Raw genomic sequence first — 20,795 nt, forward strand, 5'->3', positions numbered from 1 at the left:
TTCTCTACACTTATAAACAATACGGATATGAAAAGATCTACACTCCTGATCGCGCTCCTGGTGGCGTTGATGCCTATTTTGGTAAAGGCTCAGAACGAGGACAGGGAATTTTACCTGCGCCCATCCTACTGGCGACCCTATGATCAACGGGGCATTAATATATTTGAGACAACCAAGGTGCCGGACTCTATTCCATTTGAAGGACAACGTGTAAGGCTGGGAGCCGGATTTACCCAGCAGTTTCAAAACCTTAAGCATGAAAACTCAGCATTGAATAATGGGGGAACAACCGTCCAAACGGCAGGTCCCACCAAATTGTATCCCTTGCAGTCTGGATTTATGACGGCAATGGCTAACCTGTTTCTGGATATTCAATTGTCTGATGGCATCCGCCTAAACGTGACCACCTATTTGTCAACCCGGCACCATAATGAAGCCTGGGTAAAAGGCGGATACATTCAGTTTGACAAGCTGCCATTCAAAGGGCAGTTCTGGACAAACCTTATGAAGATTGCTACGATCAAAGTTGGCCATATGGAGATCAATTACGGCGATCAGCATTTCCGCCGGAGCGATGGTGGACAGACCCTGTATAATCCATTCATGGACAATTATATTGCTGATGCTTTTGCCACAGAGATAGGTGGAGAAGTTTATTTACAGAAAAATGGCTTGTTCGGCATGGTAGGCTTAACCAATGGCATGATCAAAGGAAACATAGATACTGTTTACACAACTGAACAGGACCCGAACACCCGGAGAGATCCATCCGTTTATGTGAAAGCTGGGGTGGACAAACAACTGGCTGATAAATTACGGGTGCGTGTATCAGGTAGTTTTTACCACAACTCCAGCAATGCCGGCAGTGGCTTAACGCTTTATGGCGGGGATCGTTCAGGTTCCAATTATCAGAATGTAATGGAAAGATGGGTGACAGGCGCCGGTACGGCATCCGCGGCAGCCCAGGCTTCTACAGCCATTGCTTTCTCAGGGCGTTTAAATCCCGGTTTCTCGAAAAAAGTTGATGCTATGATGCTGAACGGATTCCTGAAAGCCGGGGGCCTGGAACTGTTTGGTACATATGAACATGCATCTGGCCGTACCAGGACTGAAACCAGTACCAGGAAAATGAATCAATGGGCAGGTGACCTGGTTTACCGCTTTGGAAAGGCCGAAAACTTTTATGTGGGCTTTCGCTATAACACCCTGAAAACAAGGTTGCAAAACTTCGCGAATGATATCACTGTTGACCGCATAGCAGGTGCAGCGGGTTGGTTTTTGACACGCAATGTTTTGCTGAAAGCTGAATATGTAGATCAGAAATACAAAGACTTCCCTGTAAACGATTACCGCAATGGTGGTAAGTTCAACGGTGTTGTTGTTGAAGCAGTTGTTGGCTTCTAGCCTGCAAGGAAAAGGCAATACAAAAAGAGCGGGTGTGACCTGCTCTTTTTGTATCATTCCATTGTAAACAATAGGATCAAGGTAGTACCAGCAAAATTCAAACGATCATTGGTCATTTAATCCCTTACCATTAAGAATGGCTTCAATAGATTTTTCAACCCTTGCTTCGCGGGTCTTCGTTTGCTTGGGTGCTGAAAAATGAAGAAGGTATGCCCTTTGCCTTCCCGGGGTCAAGGCTTTGAAAGCAGCTTTCAATTTAGGAAGTTCATCCAGCTTATTTTGAAACTCAACAGGGATGGCGTATTGTTCGGTTTTTTTCAAAGGCACTTTCAGGCCAGCTTTTTCAACCTCAATGGCTTCATAGATATAGGCTTTCAGGATGGATTCATTCTTCTTTATTTCCTGTACATTGGTGAACCGCACCTGCCGTGCTGCCTGTACATTTTTGGACTGCTGTACCAGGATACCATGGGTATCTTTTAATAATGCACCCTTGAAAAATAAGACGGCACAATATTCCTTAAAATCATGAATCAAAACAATGTTCGTGTTTTGAAAAGTGTAACAGGGCACACCCCATTTTAATTCTTCTGCCAGGCCACATTTCAAAATGATCTTTCTTAATTGTTCCAGTTCCTGCTGCCATTTATTAGCCCTGGCAAAATAAAAATCGACCTTAGGATTCATTGTATTCATCTATTGACATTATTTGATAAACTTTCCCTGGTAAATAGAACTGTATATAATACATAAGATTCTCATTTCAGGTATCCTGTTCCTTATCAAGTTCAGGTGTAGCCACAACCCTTGAAACGAAATGGATAGTTCCTTTTGTTTTATAAACTTTTGTCGCCAAAACGATTCCAACTACTATTCCAATAAGCAAAACTACAATCGCAAAAAGAAATCTTACTGTTGTTGGATGTGAAAAATATATCAATGCGGAAATTAATACTGCAGCAAGAAAGGGAGAAGCAAAAATTTGCAACCACCCTATAAATTCAAATACATAGTCAAACAAAGAATATTTATGAGCTTCACCTTGATACCTAATTACTTTACGATGCATTTGATAAATTTTCATTTATAATTCTCTAGAGGCCTTATACAAACCAGCGCCAAATAGACTTCAAATCTAACCATGAAAATTTCCATCTCTTGGTGTATCTGCCCGTACGTTTTTTCGGAAGGCAACACCCTCCCTTACTCTATCCCGCCCTTTCAGGGCTGGTACATCATGCCTAAATTAAAAACTGTTTTTATTATTTCATAACCCGTTAGTACCTACATAACAAGATGCTATTCCAAAGGCACTCCTGCTTTAAAAAACCTGATCAAAAGGAAAAATTTGTTCCCAGCTATCAATGCCCTACCTGAGAGGTACTAAAAGCCAACCAAAGGAGACGATATACTGAGGATGTCCCGAAGACATCTATGGAATATCCTTGCTTTTGGTTGGCATTTACATTACCCTGAGAAGAGCACCTGGATGTTGGTGATTGAAAGGAATGTTGATAGGAATAGAATGTATGATTAGCTTTCCGGGATACCGGTAAAAAGGGCTGGGCAACTTTAGTAGCCAGATCTTAAGGCGACTACAGAAAATATTAAATCTTAGATAGTAAATCGGTCACAGGTAGATCCCGAATTTTATGGAGGCTTCAGGATTCAACAAGGAAGGCTTAAATATTTTATTGTCTACAGCTACATTTTTGTCGCCACCTATCTTGATGTGTAAACCTGCCCAGGGACTGACATAAAGCTTTTTAGAAAGTTTATAATTATAGCCTATACTCCCGTTGAGCAACCAGTCCTTGTAATGGGCAGTATTGATCTTTTGGTCAGTTTGAATGCTATTTCTCCAATACACCAATCCTGCTCCGGCCCACCAACCCTTCCATTCCGTTTTTGGAAAATAATCGAGGAGTAAAGCAAAGGCTTTTACTTTATTATTGGTGAACCCATCCTTGATGATGAAATCCGGCTTATTGACCTTAGCCGTTACCAGCCGCGCCCGAACATGGTCTTTTCCCGCCCATATGCCTGCGAAATAACCGCCTGTGATGTAAGGCAACACATCCTGCTCTATGCCAACATTGATCTTGTGAGAAGGATCCTGCTGACCAAATAGGTTCAGGGATAAAAAGCTAAATATCAGGAAGAGTAAATGCTTGTACATACCTTGTTTAAAGCAAATATTGCCCTTCAATTGTACTCATTGGCTGACATGCATCACTTGCGTTCATGATGTTTTACAGAACTGGGCTAACTAGTTGGTTTTAAGGATTCACCAGGATAATAAACCAACAGGTATTTAAATTATCCCGATACCCTTTTCAAAATACTATTTCAAAAATATATTTGTAATTGAAAATCCGGGGCCATGCATAAAAATATTTTACTGTTCCTTCTTTGCAGTGTTTTTCTTTTTGCCTGTTCTAAAGATTCTTCCAACAATGAACAAACCAATGGAAATAATTTAAACACCTGGACATTCAAAGAGGGAACTACCGTTTATAATGGATCACTACTCCTGGGCGGAGCTTTGTTAAATACCCACCTTCAGTCCAATAAAAGCTATACATTCAGCATGATTGGCCCTGAAAAAACTTCTGGTTTTTTGTTCAACCTCACTCTTTCCCTGCTTGATCTGAACTTTACCCAGAAACAATATAAGTCAGGCATAGATGGTAATGATTACCTGAATGCATTCTACTATATGGAGTCGCCTGCCAGTGTTGACAATATTTATAAATCTTCCAACCTTGATCCTGGCCCTGTCATGAACTATACCGTCACAGCCTATGATGCCAGTAAGGATATAGTTACCATTGAATTCAGCGGGCAGGCACAACGTGCTGATGGATCCCTGGTTGCTATTACCAATGGAAAAGTAACGGCCCAGGTTCAACGCTGATCAACAGGTGTATAAAAACGATCAAAAATTGTACGAACCTGGAAACAGATCGTTCAGGTTATTAATATTTCCCTGTAAAAACAATTAATACGGACCTTTAATGCATTAAAAAACCAACACTAACGTGACAGGTGTGGAGGTATAGGTCTTACTCATCAACCGGGAAATAATATTATGGGACCGGAACTTACATTAAAGGTTCAGCATATCCTGCTTATCATAGGTATGGGATTGTTATTTGGTCTGTTGTATAACTTCCTGTACTATCCTCACACATTCACTGAATACTTCGAGGCGGGCAGCATAAGCCTTTTAATTGGATTGATGGTGGGCATTCTTGAGGAGTTTGTTTTTAAAAAATTATTCCAGTCCATCCGTTTTCTTTTTGTTTTGCTCATCCGCACGCTTATCTATTCACTGCTGACAAGTGTGATACTGAGTTTTGTGCTATCCTTTGAAACTGCCTCTGTTGAAAACATCAGCTACATGGGTGCAGTAAAGGAATACCTGGCCGGACCCTTATTTGAAAGAGATTTTCTTTTCAGCTTTTCCTTTATCCTATTGATGCTGTTTATTACGGAGATCATTTTATTGATCGGGAGAGCCAATTTTCTTCGGCTCATACTGGGACTATACCACCAGCCCCGGGAAATATCCCGGATATTCATGTTCCTGGATCTGAAAGGTTCTACCACTATCGCAGAAAAGTTGTCCAACAAAACATTCAGCGCTTTTATCAGGGATTATTTTTTTGATATCTCGGATGCCATCATGATGTTCAAGGGAGAAATATACCAATATGCAGGTGACGGGGTAATTGTGGTATGGCCGCTGGGAAGTAATAATGACAACTGCATTCGAAGCTTTTATAAAATGGTGGAGATCATAGAAAGGAAAAGAAAAACATACCTGGTGAAGTATGGAGTGGTACCTCAATTTAAAGCGGGAATTCATACCGGCAAGGTAATAGTGACCTCTGTGGGCAAATTAAAAAAAGAGATTGTTTATCATGGTGATGTATTGAACACTACCTCCAGGATTGAGGGTAAATGCAATGAATTGAACCAGGACCTGCTGGTATCGGGGGATATGCTAAGTTGCATTAAGCATGTAGATAACCTGGTAGTGGAAGAAAAAGGAGAAATAGAATTAAAAGGGAAAAGGAATAAACTGCTATTATACGGGATCAAGCTGGTTAGTCAGCATAGGCAAGCCCCAATAGCGTCAGAAATGTTATAACTAATACATTGAGCACCTGGTCTTCTTGGTATATCAACATAACCTGAACATTTACAAAAAACTTTAGCTTTAGAAGCAGGAAGGATTAACCATTTCCTAAACCCTATTGGTGAGGTCATATTTTCATTGTGTAATTAATGGATTCTCTTATGAAGCGACGTGATTTTTTACATGTTACTGTTGGTGCTGCTATACTTTCCCCACTGGTGGGCTCAGCCACTGGTCATGCTGCTGCTCCTATCGATCCGCCTCCCCCACTTATTCCTACACCGGTAGGTGAAGCGGGTAAATGGTTTATGAATGAACCTACCAGGATCGGTTGGTTTACCTTACGGTATAGCGATGCATTGAAACCTGCAGCCAGGTTTGTGGAGGAAGTTGCGGATGCCAAAATGAACCTGCTTTGCCTGACAGTTGGCGGTAGTTTTGCTTTTTATCCATCAGCCATTCCTTTTCATGAATGGGCTCCCGGCATTTCCCCATCAAACGATTTTCTAGGAAAGATTGCCAGCGCATCAAAATCAAGAAACATACGACTGGTCGCCCGCTTTGATTTTAGCAAGCAATCAGCCGAATCGGTAAAGGCCAATCCGGGCTGGTTTTTTACACTGGCAGATGGTACGCATCCTGTAGATGCATCGGGGAGAACACCACCCTGCATCAATGGTGATTTTTTTCGCAAGCAGGCAGTGTTGATCATGAAGGAAGTAGTGAGCCGTTACAACCCTGCCCTGGTGTACCTGAATAATTTCGGCAATAACCTTGGAGGTCAAAATTTACCGGATCCATGCCAGTGTGCCAACTGCAGGAAAAAATTTCTTCAGAAAACGGGCAAGCATCTTCCCCAAATCATGACTGATGAAGTGCGGATATTTCTCAGGCATTGTACCTATGAAACCGGCAGCATTTTCTTTGATGAATTAATGAAATTATCTCCTCAAACAATCTTTATCAATGCCGATACGACTCCCACACATGGATGGCATAGCGAAACCAGGATGGTAATAGCTCCCTCACGCCTGTGGCTGTATATCACCAGTGAAGCAGTGAACCGGCAGCGAACTTCCTATCCTGCTTCAGTTACCTGTAACAATGTTACCAGCTATTCCTCCAATTCATCGCGACTGGTGTTAATGCCGGCGCATGAAACGCGCATGCGGTTGTTCCAGGCAATGGCGCATGGTTCTCCTCCCACCTATGTAGCAACCGGGACCTTGCAACAGGATGATCAGCGTGACCTTGAAGCGGCCAGGCAGGTGTTTCAATGGCATGCAAGAAACGAAGATATCTTTGGCAACACCATTAACCCGGCAAAGGTGTTGATCCTTGCAAAACCAGAGTCCGCCACCAGGGGCCGCGATATTGTAATGCAACAATCACTACGCGGTATCTACCGCATACTTACTGAAAACCACATACCTGTAGTAGTTTCAGAAACTATTGAAACAATTACCCAACAGCCAGGACGGTTTGACCTGGTGATCGTAACCCCTGGCGCACCTGTACAAGGGCTCGAAAAATTTGTAAGTATGGGAGGCAGGGTATTATATATTGGAGAAGAACCAGCATTTGCTATTCCTGCTTCTGTTCGGGTACACGACCTTACTAATGTGTCGTATGTAGAAGTCAAAGACCAGCATTTATTTCCTTCGTTGAAAGGTCTGACCTATTTGATGGCAACATCCATGTGCCCCTACATGGTGATTGATATATTTAGTAAAGCAGAAGTAAAAACGATGCGTTTTATTGAATACCCTGAAGAAAATGGAACAAGCCTGAGCTTTGTACCACCTATGATTGAAAATCCGGCAGAGGTTTCTCAAACCGATTTGAAGCACACGGAAATCCCGGCAGTGCTTCTCCGCGATCATGGTACTGGTCGCATCGCCTACCTGCCCTGGGACCTGGGCGCATTGTATGACCGCATGTCGATACCTTCTCATGCGAATCTATTGACAGACCTGGTTGACCATTTATTACCTGCAGGCAGGCAATTGCAAAGCGACGCGCACAGTTCTGTGGAAATGGTCCTTGCCTACCAGCAAAGTACAGGAAGACATTTATTGCACCTGATCAACCTTTCCGGCCAGACACAGAATAATTATATGGATGCTATTGCAATGGGGCCTATCCATATTTCAATCATTGGAAAATTCAAATCTGCGAAAGCAAGGGAAGGTAATACAGGATTACCTGTATCCTACAATAATGGCCGTTCAGCATTTACACTACCCCTTCTTAAAGAATATGAGGTTGTCGTCCTGGAATAATTGCTTTGGAAGGTTTTTCAATAGAGGTTATAGGTTATTGGCAATTAAACCACATTCGCCTTGGCTATCTGGTTGATCATGCCCTTGAATATAAAACCATGGAATGGCCATACAGCATACCAATACAACCTTCCCCACAGACCCAGAGGCCTGAAGGTCGCTATCTGTTCCAGTGTATTATCACAGATCCGGAATTCCAGCCAGGCTTCCCCGGGCAACTTCATCTCTGCATACAGCAACAAACGCTTTTGCTCCTTGCTGGCCAGCAGCACCCGCCAGAAATCCAATGAATCACCTGCCCGGATCAAAGTGGGGCTTCTTCGTCCCCTTCTCAATCCCACTCCGCCAACCATTTTATCCAGCAAGCCGCGTATGCCCCACAACCAATTACCATAATACCAGCCTGTACTCCCTCCTATAGCCCAAATCTTATTAATAGCACTGTCAGGATTTGTGAGGGACACTTTGCGGACATCTTTAAAACAACCATTCACCGGCACTTCGATGTATTGCGCCAGGCCTTTGTTGAGAACATTGCTGCTAAGTGCATCCTTCCAGCTTGATACCACTTCATTCTGTTCTATCTTGTCAAAAGCCATTGCAATGGCTTTTTTATAAGGGATCAACGCTATACCCAGCAATTCCGACAGATTATTGGGCCTGCACACCACTTCCACCTTCATGCTATCAACAAGATTCTTGGCTAACACAAAGGAAGTGGATGTAACAAAATACAACCAATAGGACGATAGCCTTGGCGTCATTACCGGTACTACATACACCCGTCGCTTCAGTCTCCTTACTTCTGCAAACTGTAACAACATTTGCTTATAGGACAGGATGTCCGGCCCACCTATGTCATAACTCTGTTTATATGTTTCTTTTCTACCCAATACGCCTGCCAGGAACTCTATCACATTACGGATGGCGATGGGCTGGCATTTGGTATTCAGCCAACGGGGGGCGATCATGACGGGGAGCTTTTCCACCAGGTCCCTGATGATTTCGAAAGAAGCGCTGCCTGAACCCACAATGATCCCTGCCCGCAAAGTGGTAAGGGGAATGCTTCCGGATGACAGGATGTTTTCCACATTCTGCCTGGAGCGCAGGTGTTTGGACAATTGCTTTTCGTTGACAATGCCGCTCAGGTAAATGATCTGCCTGGCATTGGTGCCACCTATGCCCTGGATAAAGTTTTCCGCCGCCTGTGCTTCCATAGCTGTAAAATCGCCGGTGGTTGTTGACATGGAATGTATCAGGTAATACGCCACCTCTATATCCTTGGGAATATTTTCCAGCGTTTCAGGCTTTAGGAAATCCACTTCAATGACCGAAAGTTTGGAAGAAGGATAAGAATCCATGTTAAAACGGCTCTTATCCCTTAAGCAACAGATTACCTCATGCCCCTGCTCGAGCAATACCGGCAGTAAACGTTGCGCTATATAACCAGTGGCCCCTGTTAAAAGAATCCTCATGATCCTAACTGTTTTTCTTAGCTAATAAAGCCGGGCGAAAGCTTGAATACCCCGCCAGTTATAAGTTAAACAATTAATCCATAGCATTGGTTGATTCCTTTAAACCTCCACTACGAATCCCGCGATATACAGCAAAACCAGGCAATCAAAAAGGACGTGAAAAGGATAAGAAATTAAACAGTCCTATTTATCTTTAAATCACCGGTACGCATTTCCAGGTTGAACTAACCAAAATGACTAGACGAAGCCTCCCATTGTGACCTACAGAAGCAAGTGGGTGAGCGATGGTTAACGCAACTACTAATCAAAAAGATCTGTAATAACATGTCAATTGCCACTGAAGCCAGATCCATAAAATGGATAAAGCCAATGAAACTGTTATTTAGCATCAGCTTGCTGCTATTATTTCAAAAGATGATGGCACAGGACTGCAGTTGTGCCGCTCAATTGAACTTTGTGACTAATTATTTTGAACAAAACAATCCTGCATTCCAGAAGATCAAAAATGACCCTGCCAGCTATACCCGTTATAAAGCCGATCTAAAACAGCTACGAAACCTTGCCAATAAAGAAAAGGATACAGATCTCTGCATCCGCATATTGGATAAATATGTGACTTTATTAAAAGACCACCACAGCGGCATTGGATTTAACCTGAACCGAAAGGACCTTGGAGATTCTAGCAGGGTAGCAGCGTTTAAAAGTTCTTCAGCTTACCGTAAGTTCAAAAAAATCCAGGTGGATACTACAGCTTTATATAAAAGGCTCGGCAAAAAAGACATTACTGCTATTGAAGGCATATACAGTGATGGACGATCCATTGTTTTTGGCATAATGCAAAAAGAAAAAAATCCCAATCAATACATCGGGGTGGTATTGAAAACCAATAAGCTCCTGGATGCTGGTCATATATTGCTGGAGTTGACGAGACAACGGGATAGTAGTTTTGATGTGTACTATAACATTGGCCTGCTCGGTTTTAATTTTCAACGGATTATTAAAAACATGAGGATTGAGCATGGACAAATACCTTTCCTTGGCTTTTCAAAAGGATCTGTTCCTGCATCCCTGGGTAAAAATTATGAGTTCAAAGAATTAAATGACAGTACCAATTACCTCCGGTTATTATCATTTGATGCGCGCCTCACCCGGGAACTTGATTCATTCTATCGTTCCATCGACCAGGTCATCAGGAGCAAGCCTTATTTGATCATAGACATCAGGAATAATGGTGGTGGCAGCGAATCATCTTATTTCAACCTATTGCCCTATGCCTACACCAGGCCTTTGCATATTGATACGGCCTCCGTGTGGGTAACTCCCGAAAATATCAAACGTTATGAAGAAGCGACCACAGGAGATTATAAGGATTTGGTTGCACGTATGAAAAAAGCAGTTCCCTACAGATTTATTCCCCAGGCTGAAACTGCACAATACACCTGGGCAATGGACAGCGTGACGGTGTATCCTAATAAAATTGCCTTACTATTCAACAGAGGTACAGCGAGTGCAGGAGAAGGCATGATCCAGTATTTCATTCAAAGTGATAAAGTAATGACTATTGGTGAAAACTCAGGTGGTTATATCGGGTATGGTAATGTTATGAATGCGCCTGTTCCCTGCGGAAAATTTACAGTACAATCTACAACAACGCGCTACCTGCAAAAGTCAAAGTATGAATTTGTGGGCATCGCACCTATGTATAGGGTGAAGCAATCAGATGATTGGATTTCGTTTGCGCAAGAAGTATTAAGTCGCGAGTCAGGAGTCAGGAGTAAATAAGTTTGTAATTTGTAGTTTGTAGTTTGACAAGCCATCGATCCCAACTTTACTTGTCATAAAATTATACGGGTAAAATAGGTTTGACCTTTAATTATCATTACTTCTGGCGGGTCGCATTTGCTATTGTTAATTCCCTCTTATTCTATACTCCATTCTGATTATATTTAAGGAACATGAAGCCGGAACTAACAAGCACAAAACCACATTACGCCATCCTGGATGGCCTTCGGGGCGTGGCCGCCCTCATGGTAGTGGCCTTTCATATTTTTGAAGCCAATGCCACGAGCCACCTTGACCAGGTCATCAACCATGGTTACCTGGCGGTAGATTTTTTCTTTTTGCTTTCAGGCTTTGTCATTGGTTATGCCTACGATGACCGCTGGTATAAAATGTCTACCAAAGAATTTTTACTGCGCCGGCTGGTGCGGCTGCAGCCTATGGTCATCATGGGAATGATCGTTGGAGCCATAGGTTTTTATTTCCAGGATTCCATTTTGTGGCCAAATATTCATGATGTACCAGCATGGAAAACTTTACTGGTAATGTGCATTGGTTTCACTATGATACCATTGCCCTTATCTATGGATATCAGGGGATGGACCGAGATGTACCCATTGAACGGCCCTGCATGGTCCCTGTTCTATGAATATATGGTCAATATACTTTACGGTATAGGGTTGAGAAAGCTATCCAATAAAGCATTGGGTGTGTTGGTGGTCCTGGCGGCAGCTGCCCTTGTACATTTTGCTGTAACAATTCCCGGCGGGGATGTGATCGGTGGCTGGTCGCTGGAGCCTGTCCAGATGCGCACAGGTATTACCAGGGTGCTGTTTCCATTTTTTGCAGGACTGTTATTATCCCGCACCGTTCAACTTTCAAAGATCAAAAATGCATTTCTCTTGTGCAGCTTGTTGGTCATCACTGTACTATCCATACCAAGGATCGGGGGGAGTGAACATTTATGGATGAACGGACTGTATGATTCTTTAAGCATCGTTTTGATTTTTCCATTGATCGTGTATTTGGGTGCCAGCGGTGAAGTAAAAGGAAAGTACGGTTCCCTGATCTGCAAGTTCTTTGGGGATATTTCTTATCCATTATACATTACGCATTATCCCCTCATTTACATCTACACTGCCTGGGTAGCCAGCCATAAAGTTCCTTTAAGTGAGGCCTGGCCAACAGGCATAATCGTTTTTCTTTCTTCCATAACATTGAGCTATGCCTGCCTGAAGCTATACGATGAACCAGTAAGAAAATGGCTGACAAGGAAACTACTGGTAAAAAGCACTAAACTGGCAGCTGTACAACTAAATCCCCAAATATGATTTACAGGTCATAAAATTCTATTTGACCTCTTGCCCTAATGATAGCTTGACTATCTTGTGGTAGCATTATTTAATTAACCATACAACTGATTTTACAATGAATAACCCGATCTATCCCTGCCTTTGGTTTGATGGTAAGGCAAAAGAAGCCGCTGAATTCTATTGTTCCGTTTTCAAAGATTCAAAAATTATTACTGACACACCCATGGTTGTACAATTTGAATTGAAGGGATCAAGGTTTATGGGATTGAACGGCGGTCCTCATTTTAAATTTAATGAAGCAGTATCACTTGTTGTTAACTGTGAAAACCAGGAAGAGATAGATTACTATTGGGAAAAACTAACGGGAGATGGCGGACAGGAAAGCATGTGTGGCTGGCTAAAAGATAAGTATGGCCTTTCCTGGCAGATCGTTCCTTCTAACCTGGGTAAACTAATGACAGACCCTGCCAGGGCGCAACGCGTGATGCCGGTACTCATGCAAATGAAAAAACTGGATATCCGCAAACTGGAAGAAGCGTGATGCTATTAAACCCGGGCCTTCACCAGCTTCCTGGAATGGGCTTTGAACAAACCCTGGTTTAACAAAAGGACAAGGGGGATAAGCAGGTAACAAATACCGGCCAGCCATTCCAGCCTGACCCAGGCCAGTATCAGTGCAAGTAAACCGATACCTGCATTCATCAACGCTCCTCTTGTTTCCTTGCGGGTGAACTCCAGTTCAAACCTGTTGAAGTCAAATTGGGCTGACAGCCTCAATACATGGTAATGCATCAATGCGATGATCAGCCAGATAAGGAAATAGCCTATACTGAAAAGGATGATCAGCTGGGGGAAATCCTCCCGTGATAATACAGCCAGTCCTTTTTCCGAAGCTGAAGGAAACAGGTCAAGCCCGCTCCATGAAGCGATGAGCAGCGAGAATAAAAATTTAAGGGGATAGACATAGAACAGGATGATGGCCAGGTAAAACAGGTTGAGCAGCACCGTAATAAAATCATGTAAGCCATACCTACGGAAGAATTGATATTGCTGGTACCAGAAAAGGAAGATCATGGCCACAGTAGCAAAAAAAGGAATAGCGCCTTTGGCGATAGTCTTCAATTCATCAAATGTCTGCGGTACTTCCAGCGATGCTACAAGCAGGGAAACAGAAAAAGCAAATACAGCATCACTTAACCCTTCCACTCTTTGAATCTCTTTCCCGCGGCACCGGAAGTTGCCATCAACCAAGGATGGGAATAGTTTTTTGCGGATCATGCGACCTTTTTGTTCAAGGTAGCCCCTATGACCAATATGAGAAATGACCGCCATCAGTAAATGTCATGAAGATGATATCTCTGGACGCAGTTTAAAAAAATAGCGCATCTGCTTATGTAATTCTTTTGTCCTGTTCATCCTATAGCTAAAACCCTTAGGCTATGAGACTGCAATACGTTATTCTTTCCGGATTGATCCTGCTATGCTTTTTATATGGTATTCAACCGGTGTTATTAAAAGGTCGGGTTACAGACCATGGAGGCAAGGCAATATTAAGCGCAACAATAATTGTAAAAGGTAGTAAGACAGGAACAACAGCTGATAGTGCCGGAAGATTTTCATTAGGTGTTACAAAGATTCCGGTTACGCTGCAAGTGACAGCCGCAGGCTATGAAAGCAAAGAGCTTACAGTTACTGAAAAAATGGCTGGAGACGAATTGAATATCAGCTTGAAACCTAACCCCGAAGCACTGGAAGAGGTAGTGATCACAGGTTATGATGTATCAATGACGAAAAAGGAAGTTGCTTTTTCTGCACCAATAGCTGCACCTGGACTGCGAGGCCGGGTAGCTGGCATTTCTGTTTCAAGAGGAAGAAGGGAAAGAATCGTAGCCGATAAAGAAATGGCCTCGGGTAAAGTCATAAAACTTCCCGATAGCGGCGACATCGAACCGCATTCCAATTTATTGACTGCGGGTGAGTTGAGCGATTTTAAAAAATGGAAGCTCTGGGGTGACTATTCTGAAAAAGAATTCAAGGAGTATGGTAAGCATTGGAAGCTATTTCCCAGGCAACGCTATTGCGTTCAGGTACAGAATGGGTCAAGACAGGCCATAGCCGGGGAAAAGGTGTACCTGGTGAATACAGATACAAAAGATACCGTATGGCAAAGCTTTACCGATAATACCGGGAAGGCAGAATTATGGGCCGCTATACAGGAAGGGGAAGATCAACAGGGCAGGTACAGCATTTACTGTAACAACCAGTTAGTCCCTTTGGCCCAGGTGTTTGATAAAGGTATCAACCGTATCACCATCAACCAACCTTGTCATGCCTCCAATAATGTTGATATAGCCTTTGTAGTGGACGCCACTGGTAGCATGGGTGACGAGATCCGTTACCTGCAGGTCGAGTTGGCAGATATCATCAGCCACGTGTCGGAGAAGTATAAAGAAGTAAACCTGAGGCTGGGCTCAGTATTCTACCGCGATCACGGCGATGAATACCTTACCCGCCCATTCGATTTTCAAACAGACCCGGCTGCCTTGCTTAAGTTTATCAAGAATCAGTCAGCCATGGGTGGAGGTGATACGCCGGAAGCCGTGGATGCAGCATTGACATCAGCTTTGAACGACCTACATTGGAAAGAAGATGCCAGGTCAAAAATCCTGTTCCTGGTGTTGGACGCGCCTCCGCATGATGATGCCCGTGACCAGGTTGACAAGCAAATACTTCTGGCAGCACAACAGGGCATTCGCATTGTTCCCATTGTCTGCAGCGGTATAGACAAATCAACAGAGTACCTGATGCGCAGCATGGCACTGGCCACCAATGGCAGCTATGTGTTTTTAACTGACGATAGTGGCATTGGCAATAAACATATCAAGCCAACAACAGATGAATTTAAAGTAGAACTACTGAATGCCCTCGTGCAAAGGCTGATTGGTGAAATGATATACATGCCTGCATGCAATGGCAAGGACCGTAAAGAGCCTGTTAATGACCTCGTGAAAAATACAGGTAAGGTAATAGTGTTTCCCAATCCTTCCACAGGAAGGATCAGCATTGAAGCCCCCGAACCAATTAAGGAAATATATTTAACTGATTTTGCAGGCAAGATGCTGAAGCGCATGGAGGTTTCCAACAAACAAAGCAAATGGCAACTGGATCTCGGGAACCACCCTGCCGGAACCTACCTGGTGAAATATTATATGGAGGATAAAGGATGGGGTACGGAGAAGGTGGTTTTAGTAAGAAACTAAAGAGTTTATGGTTTATGGTTTTTTGTTTCTGGTTTGTTAGGTTATACCTAACTGTTATGTGCAATCATTTTGTAGGTCAATTCACCTAAGAAACTACAAACGACGAACTACAAACGACGAACCAGTCGCGGCTACTGACTTACTATATTTGCCTGATGGACTATTTCAAAAGGCTGCTCCATTTACTGAGGGTGGAGAAGGAAGAGGATAAGGTCTCTTACCAGCAATTGATAGAAAATCAACCGGTGACGGACCGCAGGGAGAATGGAATGACCTGGTATCCTGTGGCCATAAAAGATACTGAGTTAGGTCATGGAGATTACCTGAGCGTAGAAGTGGAGCGGACTACACATACTGATATTATTCACCAGTTTCGCTTCGGTATGTCGGTAGCCCTGTTTTCTAATCATGATCCGCGCCAGGACCGAATTGAAGGGACTGTCACCTATATCAGCGGCAACCGGATGAAGTTCAGCCTGCGGACAGATGAATTGCCCGAATGGTCTCGCAATGGTAAGCTGGGAGTGGATGTGGTTTTTGATGCCAACAGTTATGCCGAAATGGAGAATGCGCTAAAACAGGCCCCATTAATTGCAGAAAAGCATGAAGAAGGTTTGTTGGTCAGAATACTTACAGGAGACAAAAAGCCGGGTTTTCATCCAAAGATTGAAGCGCATGTACTGCTACCCTATTTACAACATTTAAACAGTACCCAGCAAAGAGCGGTAGAAAAGATCATTTCTGCGAATGAACTGGCCATTGTACACGGACCTCCCGGCACCGGCAAGACCACAACGCTGGTGCAGGCCATTAGATGCCTGGTGCAGCAGGAACATGAGCAGGTGCTGGTGGTGGCGCCCAGCAATGCAGCTGTGGACCTGCTCACAGAAAAGCTTTCAGATGAAGGCCTGAACGTGGTGCGTGTGGGCAACCCGGCCAGGGTATCAGAACGGCTCATGTCCATGACATTGGACAATAAAATAGCTTCCCACCCTTCTGCCAAAGAGATCAGGCGGTTGAAAAAACAGGCATCGGAGTACAGGGATCTGGCGCAGAAGTATAAGCGCAATTTTGGAAAGGAAGAACGTGAACAGCGCAAAGCATTATTTGCCGAAGCAAGGAACATCAATAAAGAAGTGGAACGCACGGAACAATACATCATTGATGATACGCTGGCTAAGGCGCAGGTGATCACCGCAACGCTGGTGGGGGCCAATCATTATACTGTCCGTAACAGGAAATACAAAACCGTGGTGATAGATGAGGCAGGACAGGCACTGGAACCCGCCTGCTGGATACCGATCCTGAAAGCAAAAAAGCTGGTGATGGCAGGGGATCATTTTCAATTGCCTCCTACTATCAAGTCTGATGAGGCAGCAAAGGAAGGCCTGGCTAATACCCTATTGGAAAAAGAAGTTGCCCTGCATCCGGAAGCCGTTGTATTACTGGAAGAGCAATATAGAATGCATGAGACCATCATGGGATTTTCTTCCCGGGAGTTTTACGAGGGGAGGTTGCAGGCGCATCCTTCTGTTGCCCGGCGGCTCCTTCTTGAAAATGATCAGCCACTATTATTTATTGATACTGCCGGATGTGGCTATGAAGAAAAATGGGAAGGCACCAGCATCAGCAATCCCGAGGAAGCAGGTTTTCTATTAAAACAACTGCTGCAATTGATGAAAAACCTTCAACAGCAAACGCATTTGGCTAACCATCCTTCCATAGGAGTGATATCACCTTATAAGCACCAGGTTGAATTGCTGCGCCATGCGATATTAGAAAATTCTGAATGGGATGGCTACCGCGACTACATAACCGTAAACACCATTGACAGCTTCCAGGGCCAGGAAAGGGATGCCATTTTCATCAGTATGACAAGGAGCAATGCAGACAATAATATTGGCTTTCTTTCAGAGATCAGGAGGATGAATGTGGCTATGACAAGAGCACGTAAAAAACTGGTCGTGGTAGGTGACAGTGCTACCCTGGCACAGGCAAAATTTTATGCAGACTTTATTGCCTATGCCCAACAAAATAATGCCTATACCAGCGCTTGGGAGCTAATGGATTGGTAGGGCTTATCATTTTAATGAAAGAGATAAGCTTGTGAATACATAAGCTTTGACTCCCGGCATTGATCATTCGATCTCTATTTGATCTTCTTAATAGGGTTGGTCCTGTTTCCCTGTATCAGTTTTGCTCCGGTAACCTTACCTGAAGCATCTTTTTCAAATATGAGTTGTGCATCTGCAACAGCAATATAGAAGGTATCCTCTGCTTCAGGCTGTAACTCGGTTTTGGGCTGCCCGGTGGGTTCAGCCTGGAGTATGCCGTTCACCAAACTTATCTTCAATATAAAATTGGGCCCTATCTCATATTCGCCTTCATAGGCCTTAAGCTTTTCTGCAGGCACCTGCACAAATTTGTGTTCTTTGGGCCATGCCACCGGCTGATTAAAAACGATGGCAGAAAGATTATTGGCGATATCACCGGTATGCTGGGAGCTGTTGTTGCTTAAAACGATAACCACTACATCATCGTCTGGAAAACGCCTGATCATAGAAGTATATCCAAAAATGCCTCCTCCATGTTGTGCCACCAGTTTTCCATAAGCACTATCCATACCCCAGCCCAGGGCATATTTTGACTGGAATGGCGTGTACACCTTTTGCCATGAGGCAGAAGATAACAACACATGTTTCTGCAATGCCTGGTGCCATGCGTACAGATCCTTCACACTACCATACAAAGAGCCAGCAGAATAGGCAACAGTCGAATCAACTATGCCTGCCGCTTCAAACTTATCATCCCTAATGAAATTATATCCAATGGTTCGTTCAGGAGAAGTATTGTGTGCGTAGTCAAAACCTGCCGTTTTTAATCCAAGTGGTTCCAGTATCACTTGTCGCATAAGCTTTTCATAAGGGACCCCACTGGCTTTTTCAATAATATAACCAAGGAGGGAATAACCCGAATTGCTGTAGCTGAATCGGGAACCGGGAGCAAATTCCAAGGGCTTGTTATTAAATAATGCAAATATCTTTTCCCTGCTTGCTGACTTGACAGCCTCTGTTTTCATGAAATCACCATTATTGGTATAATTAAAGATCCCCGAGGTATGAGTCAGCAGGTTATAGATGGTCACACTATCTGCAAAGGGCAATTCAGGAAAATATTTACTCAGCTTGTCATTGATGTTCAGTTTCCCTTTCTCCTGCAAATACATGACAAGAGCGGAAGTAAATTGTTTGGTTATAGATCCATACTGATACAGGCTGTTGGCATCAACCTTTGTTTTTTGCTCCACATTTTTATAGCCATACCCCTTCTCCAGTAATATTTTGCCTTTTTGAGCTACCAGTACAGAACCATTAAATCCTTTTTGACTGGCGTAAACATTTACCAGTGAATCCAGTGAAGGAGTAATGGACTGGGCAATGCAGGAAATAGTATAGGATACCAGGAGGGTGAAAATAAAGAGATGGCGGCGCATAGTTATATTTTAATAATGTATAAGACGTTAGGAAATGAATGAGGTTACAGGCGTTCTATTAAATATAATAAATACTATCCCGGTAGTGTAATCAGGCCATCATTTTTTGACCCGGTAATGTTGCTGCAACATTTGAATTGATGTTATCTGGAAATAATATAGTTATGGTTGATCCTTCGTCAATGCTGGAATTAGCTATGATCACACCTTTATGATTTTCTACGATCTTTTTACAGATGGCAAGCCCCATACCCGTTCCGGAATATTCAGGCCCCTGGTGCAGCTTTTTAAATACCCTGAATATGTTTTCTTTATGCTCTGCGTCAAAACCAATTCCATTATCTCTAAAACTTATTTCCCAGCAAGAGTCATAAATTTGCTTGGTACAAGTGACTTTTTCAGCGCTGATACTGATAATGGGTTGTACATCCTTTCGGGAAAAGACCAGTGAATTGCTTAGTAGGTTATGAAACAACTGCTCCATTTGATCAGGAATGGCAAAGAGCCTGGGAAGTTTTGAATATTCAATCAGTGCACCGTGCTTTTGTATATCTTCTTCTAAGGTTTTAAGCGTTTTTTCCAATACAGCATTCAAATCTGTCTCCCTGAATTTATCTGCAATATTCAAGGTTGTATAGGCATATACATCATGCAACAGCCTTTGCATGCGGGTAATGGATTCATTGATCTTTTTAAAATAGACTTTGGCAGTTGGTGAAAATTCTGATCCTTCAATTTCCTCTATCCTGTCATAAAATATACGGATCTTGCGCAGTGGTTCTTTCAGGTCATGGTTGACAATGAAATTAAACGATGAAAGTTCCTCATTTCTTTTTTCCAGTTCTTCATTCTGGTAATAGAGCACCCTGTTCTTGTGTTCCACTTCTTCAGTTCTTTCCTTTACTTTTTCTTCCAGTATGCCTGCTATATTTTCAGAACGATGCCTGTGATCACGTTCATTGAGCATGGTAATAAATGAAGCGATCAATACCACAAAAGAAAATACGGAAAGGAATAAGTTGATCTGTGATGCCTGCCATTCCTGCTTTTCCCAATTCCTGAAGCGGTCATTCAGCAACCTGTCTTCAAAGTTCTGCATATGCAACACCTGTGAGGTTACTATATCTGAAAGATATTTTCCCCTGATCAGCAATTGATTAAGTTCCTGGCTGGATATAGAATTATAGCTTTTAAATGCCAGGTTCAATTCACTGATCCTTCGTTCTACAAGCAGGCGAATGCTTTTGTAATAATCTTCTTCTTCCTTATGAGCAGGAATCATTGCTTGCAATGCTTCCAGCTCCCTGGGAATAGCAGTTACAGATGCAAGGTATTGCCTGGCGAACATGCTATCGGAAGTGAGAAAATAACCCCTTGCGTTGGATTCCGCATCCCTGATCCCGTTGAGAAGCAGTTGCAATTTGATCTTTACTTCGTAGGTATGTGTCACCCAGTTGGAAGAATTTTTCTGCACCTGGAACTGGTTGGAAGATAGCAGGCTTAATGCCAGCAAAAGACTGGCAGTAACAAAAAAGCTTAAAACCGGCCAATTATATTTATGCTTTTTTCTTGCCAGCATCTGGTGGTTGTTATAGCAGTGCCGGGAAAGGTTGTGTTGCGATGATCAATATTGGTTGCGACCCCT

The 20,795-nt window shown here is 43.1% G+C and carries 16 protein-coding genes; 9 read left to right on the forward strand and 7 right to left on the reverse strand.

What is annotated here, in order from left to right:
• Window positions 1-27 precede the first annotated feature (27 nt).
• Window positions 28-1,404: a hypothetical protein gene (locus BP74_RS18535; RefSeq protein ID WP_496376456.1), complete on the forward strand. Its 1,377-nt coding sequence runs from the start codon at window positions 28-30 to the stop codon at window positions 1,402-1,404.
• 105 nt (window positions 1,405-1,509) lie between these two features.
• Here BP74_RS18535 and BP74_RS18540 read toward each other — a convergent pair whose 3' ends face one another.
• From BP74_RS18540 to BP74_RS18550, 3 genes are all read right to left on the reverse strand, one after another.
• A complete protein-coding gene (locus BP74_RS18540) occupies window positions 1,510-2,100 on the reverse strand; it encodes a YdeI/OmpD-associated family protein (protein WP_496376458.1) in 591 nt (196 codons plus the stop codon).
• Window positions 2,101-2,167: 67 nt separating this feature from the next.
• Window positions 2,168-2,473, reverse strand: a complete 306-nt coding sequence (locus tag BP74_RS18545; RefSeq protein WP_496376459.1) for a hypothetical protein — start codon at window positions 2,471-2,473, stop codon at window positions 2,168-2,170.
• A gap of 561 nt (window positions 2,474-3,034) precedes the next feature.
• Window positions 3,035-3,583 carry a hypothetical protein gene (locus BP74_RS18550; RefSeq protein WP_496376461.1) on the reverse strand — a complete coding sequence of 183 codons (549 nt, stop codon included), beginning with the start codon at window positions 3,581-3,583 and terminating at the stop codon, window positions 3,035-3,037.
• Between the two features lie 204 nt (window positions 3,584-3,787).
• On the opposite strand from BP74_RS18550, the gene BP74_RS18555 reads away from it, so the two are divergent.
• From BP74_RS18555 to BP74_RS18565, 3 genes are all read left to right on the forward strand, one after another.
• Window positions 3,788-4,321, forward strand: coding sequence for a hypothetical protein (locus BP74_RS18555; RefSeq protein ID WP_496376463.1), 534 nt, complete (start codon window positions 3,788-3,790; stop codon window positions 4,319-4,321).
• A 174-nt stretch (window positions 4,322-4,495) separates the two neighbouring features.
• A complete protein-coding gene (locus BP74_RS18560; protein ID WP_496376465.1) occupies window positions 4,496-5,560 on the forward strand; it encodes an adenylate/guanylate cyclase domain-containing protein in 1,065 nt (354 codons plus the stop codon).
• Between the two features lie 149 nt (window positions 5,561-5,709).
• Window positions 5,710-7,830 carry an alpha-amylase family protein gene (locus BP74_RS18565; protein WP_496376467.1) on the forward strand — a complete coding sequence of 707 codons (2,121 nt, stop codon included), beginning with the start codon at window positions 5,710-5,712 and terminating at the stop codon, window positions 7,828-7,830.
• Window positions 7,831-7,874: 44 nt separating this feature from the next.
• Here the strand turns inward: BP74_RS18565 and BP74_RS18570 are convergent, their stop codons facing one another.
• Window positions 7,875-9,305: an SDR family oxidoreductase gene (locus BP74_RS18570; RefSeq protein WP_496376469.1), complete on the reverse strand. Its 1,431-nt coding sequence runs from the start codon at window positions 9,303-9,305 to the stop codon at window positions 7,875-7,877.
• A gap of 369 nt (window positions 9,306-9,674) precedes the next feature.
• Here BP74_RS18570 and BP74_RS18575 point away from each other — a divergent pair, with 369 nt between their 5' ends.
• The 3 genes from BP74_RS18575 (at window position 9,675) to BP74_RS18585 (ending at window position 12,938) form a co-directional block, all read left to right on the forward strand.
• Entirely contained in the window at window positions 9,675-11,087 is a 1,413-nt protein-coding gene (locus tag BP74_RS18575; protein WP_496376471.1) for a S41 family peptidase, read from the forward strand.
• 173 nt (window positions 11,088-11,260) lie between these two features.
• Window positions 11,261-12,415: an acyltransferase family protein gene (locus BP74_RS18580; RefSeq protein WP_496376473.1), complete on the forward strand. Its 1,155-nt coding sequence runs from the start codon at window positions 11,261-11,263 to the stop codon at window positions 12,413-12,415.
• A gap of 97 nt (window positions 12,416-12,512) precedes the next feature.
• Window positions 12,513-12,938 carry a VOC family protein gene (locus tag BP74_RS18585; RefSeq protein ID WP_496376475.1) on the forward strand — a complete coding sequence of 142 codons (426 nt, stop codon included), beginning with the start codon at window positions 12,513-12,515 and terminating at the stop codon, window positions 12,936-12,938.
• A gap of 5 nt (window positions 12,939-12,943) precedes the next feature.
• On the opposite strand, the gene BP74_RS18590 is transcribed toward BP74_RS18585, so the two are convergent.
• Entirely contained in the window at window positions 12,944-13,675 is a 732-nt protein-coding gene (locus BP74_RS18590; RefSeq protein WP_496376477.1) for a TMEM175 family protein, read from the reverse strand.
• Between the two features lie 161 nt (window positions 13,676-13,836).
• On the opposite strand from BP74_RS18590, the gene BP74_RS18595 reads away from it, so the two are divergent.
• Both BP74_RS18595 and BP74_RS18600 read left to right on the forward strand, forming a co-directional pair.
• Complete coding sequence (locus BP74_RS18595; RefSeq protein WP_496376479.1) at window positions 13,837-15,657, forward strand: carboxypeptidase-like regulatory domain-containing protein; 1,821 nt, start codon at window positions 13,837-13,839, stop codon at window positions 15,655-15,657.
• Between the two features lie 155 nt (window positions 15,658-15,812).
• Window positions 15,813-17,732, forward strand: coding sequence for an AAA domain-containing protein (locus BP74_RS18600; protein ID WP_496376481.1), 1,920 nt, complete (start codon window positions 15,813-15,815; stop codon window positions 17,730-17,732).
• Between the two features lie 74 nt (window positions 17,733-17,806).
• Here BP74_RS18600 and BP74_RS18605 read toward each other — a convergent pair whose 3' ends face one another.
• Window positions 17,807-19,150, reverse strand: coding sequence for a serine hydrolase (locus BP74_RS18605; protein WP_496376483.1), 1,344 nt, complete (start codon window positions 19,148-19,150; stop codon window positions 17,807-17,809).
• Between the two features lie 91 nt (window positions 19,151-19,241).
• Complete coding sequence (locus BP74_RS18610) at window positions 19,242-20,729, reverse strand: sensor histidine kinase (protein ID WP_496376485.1); 1,488 nt, start codon at window positions 20,727-20,729, stop codon at window positions 19,242-19,244.
• Window positions 20,730-20,795 lie beyond the last annotated feature (66 nt).

Source organism: Flavisolibacter ginsengiterrae DSM 18136 (assembly GCF_059568575.1).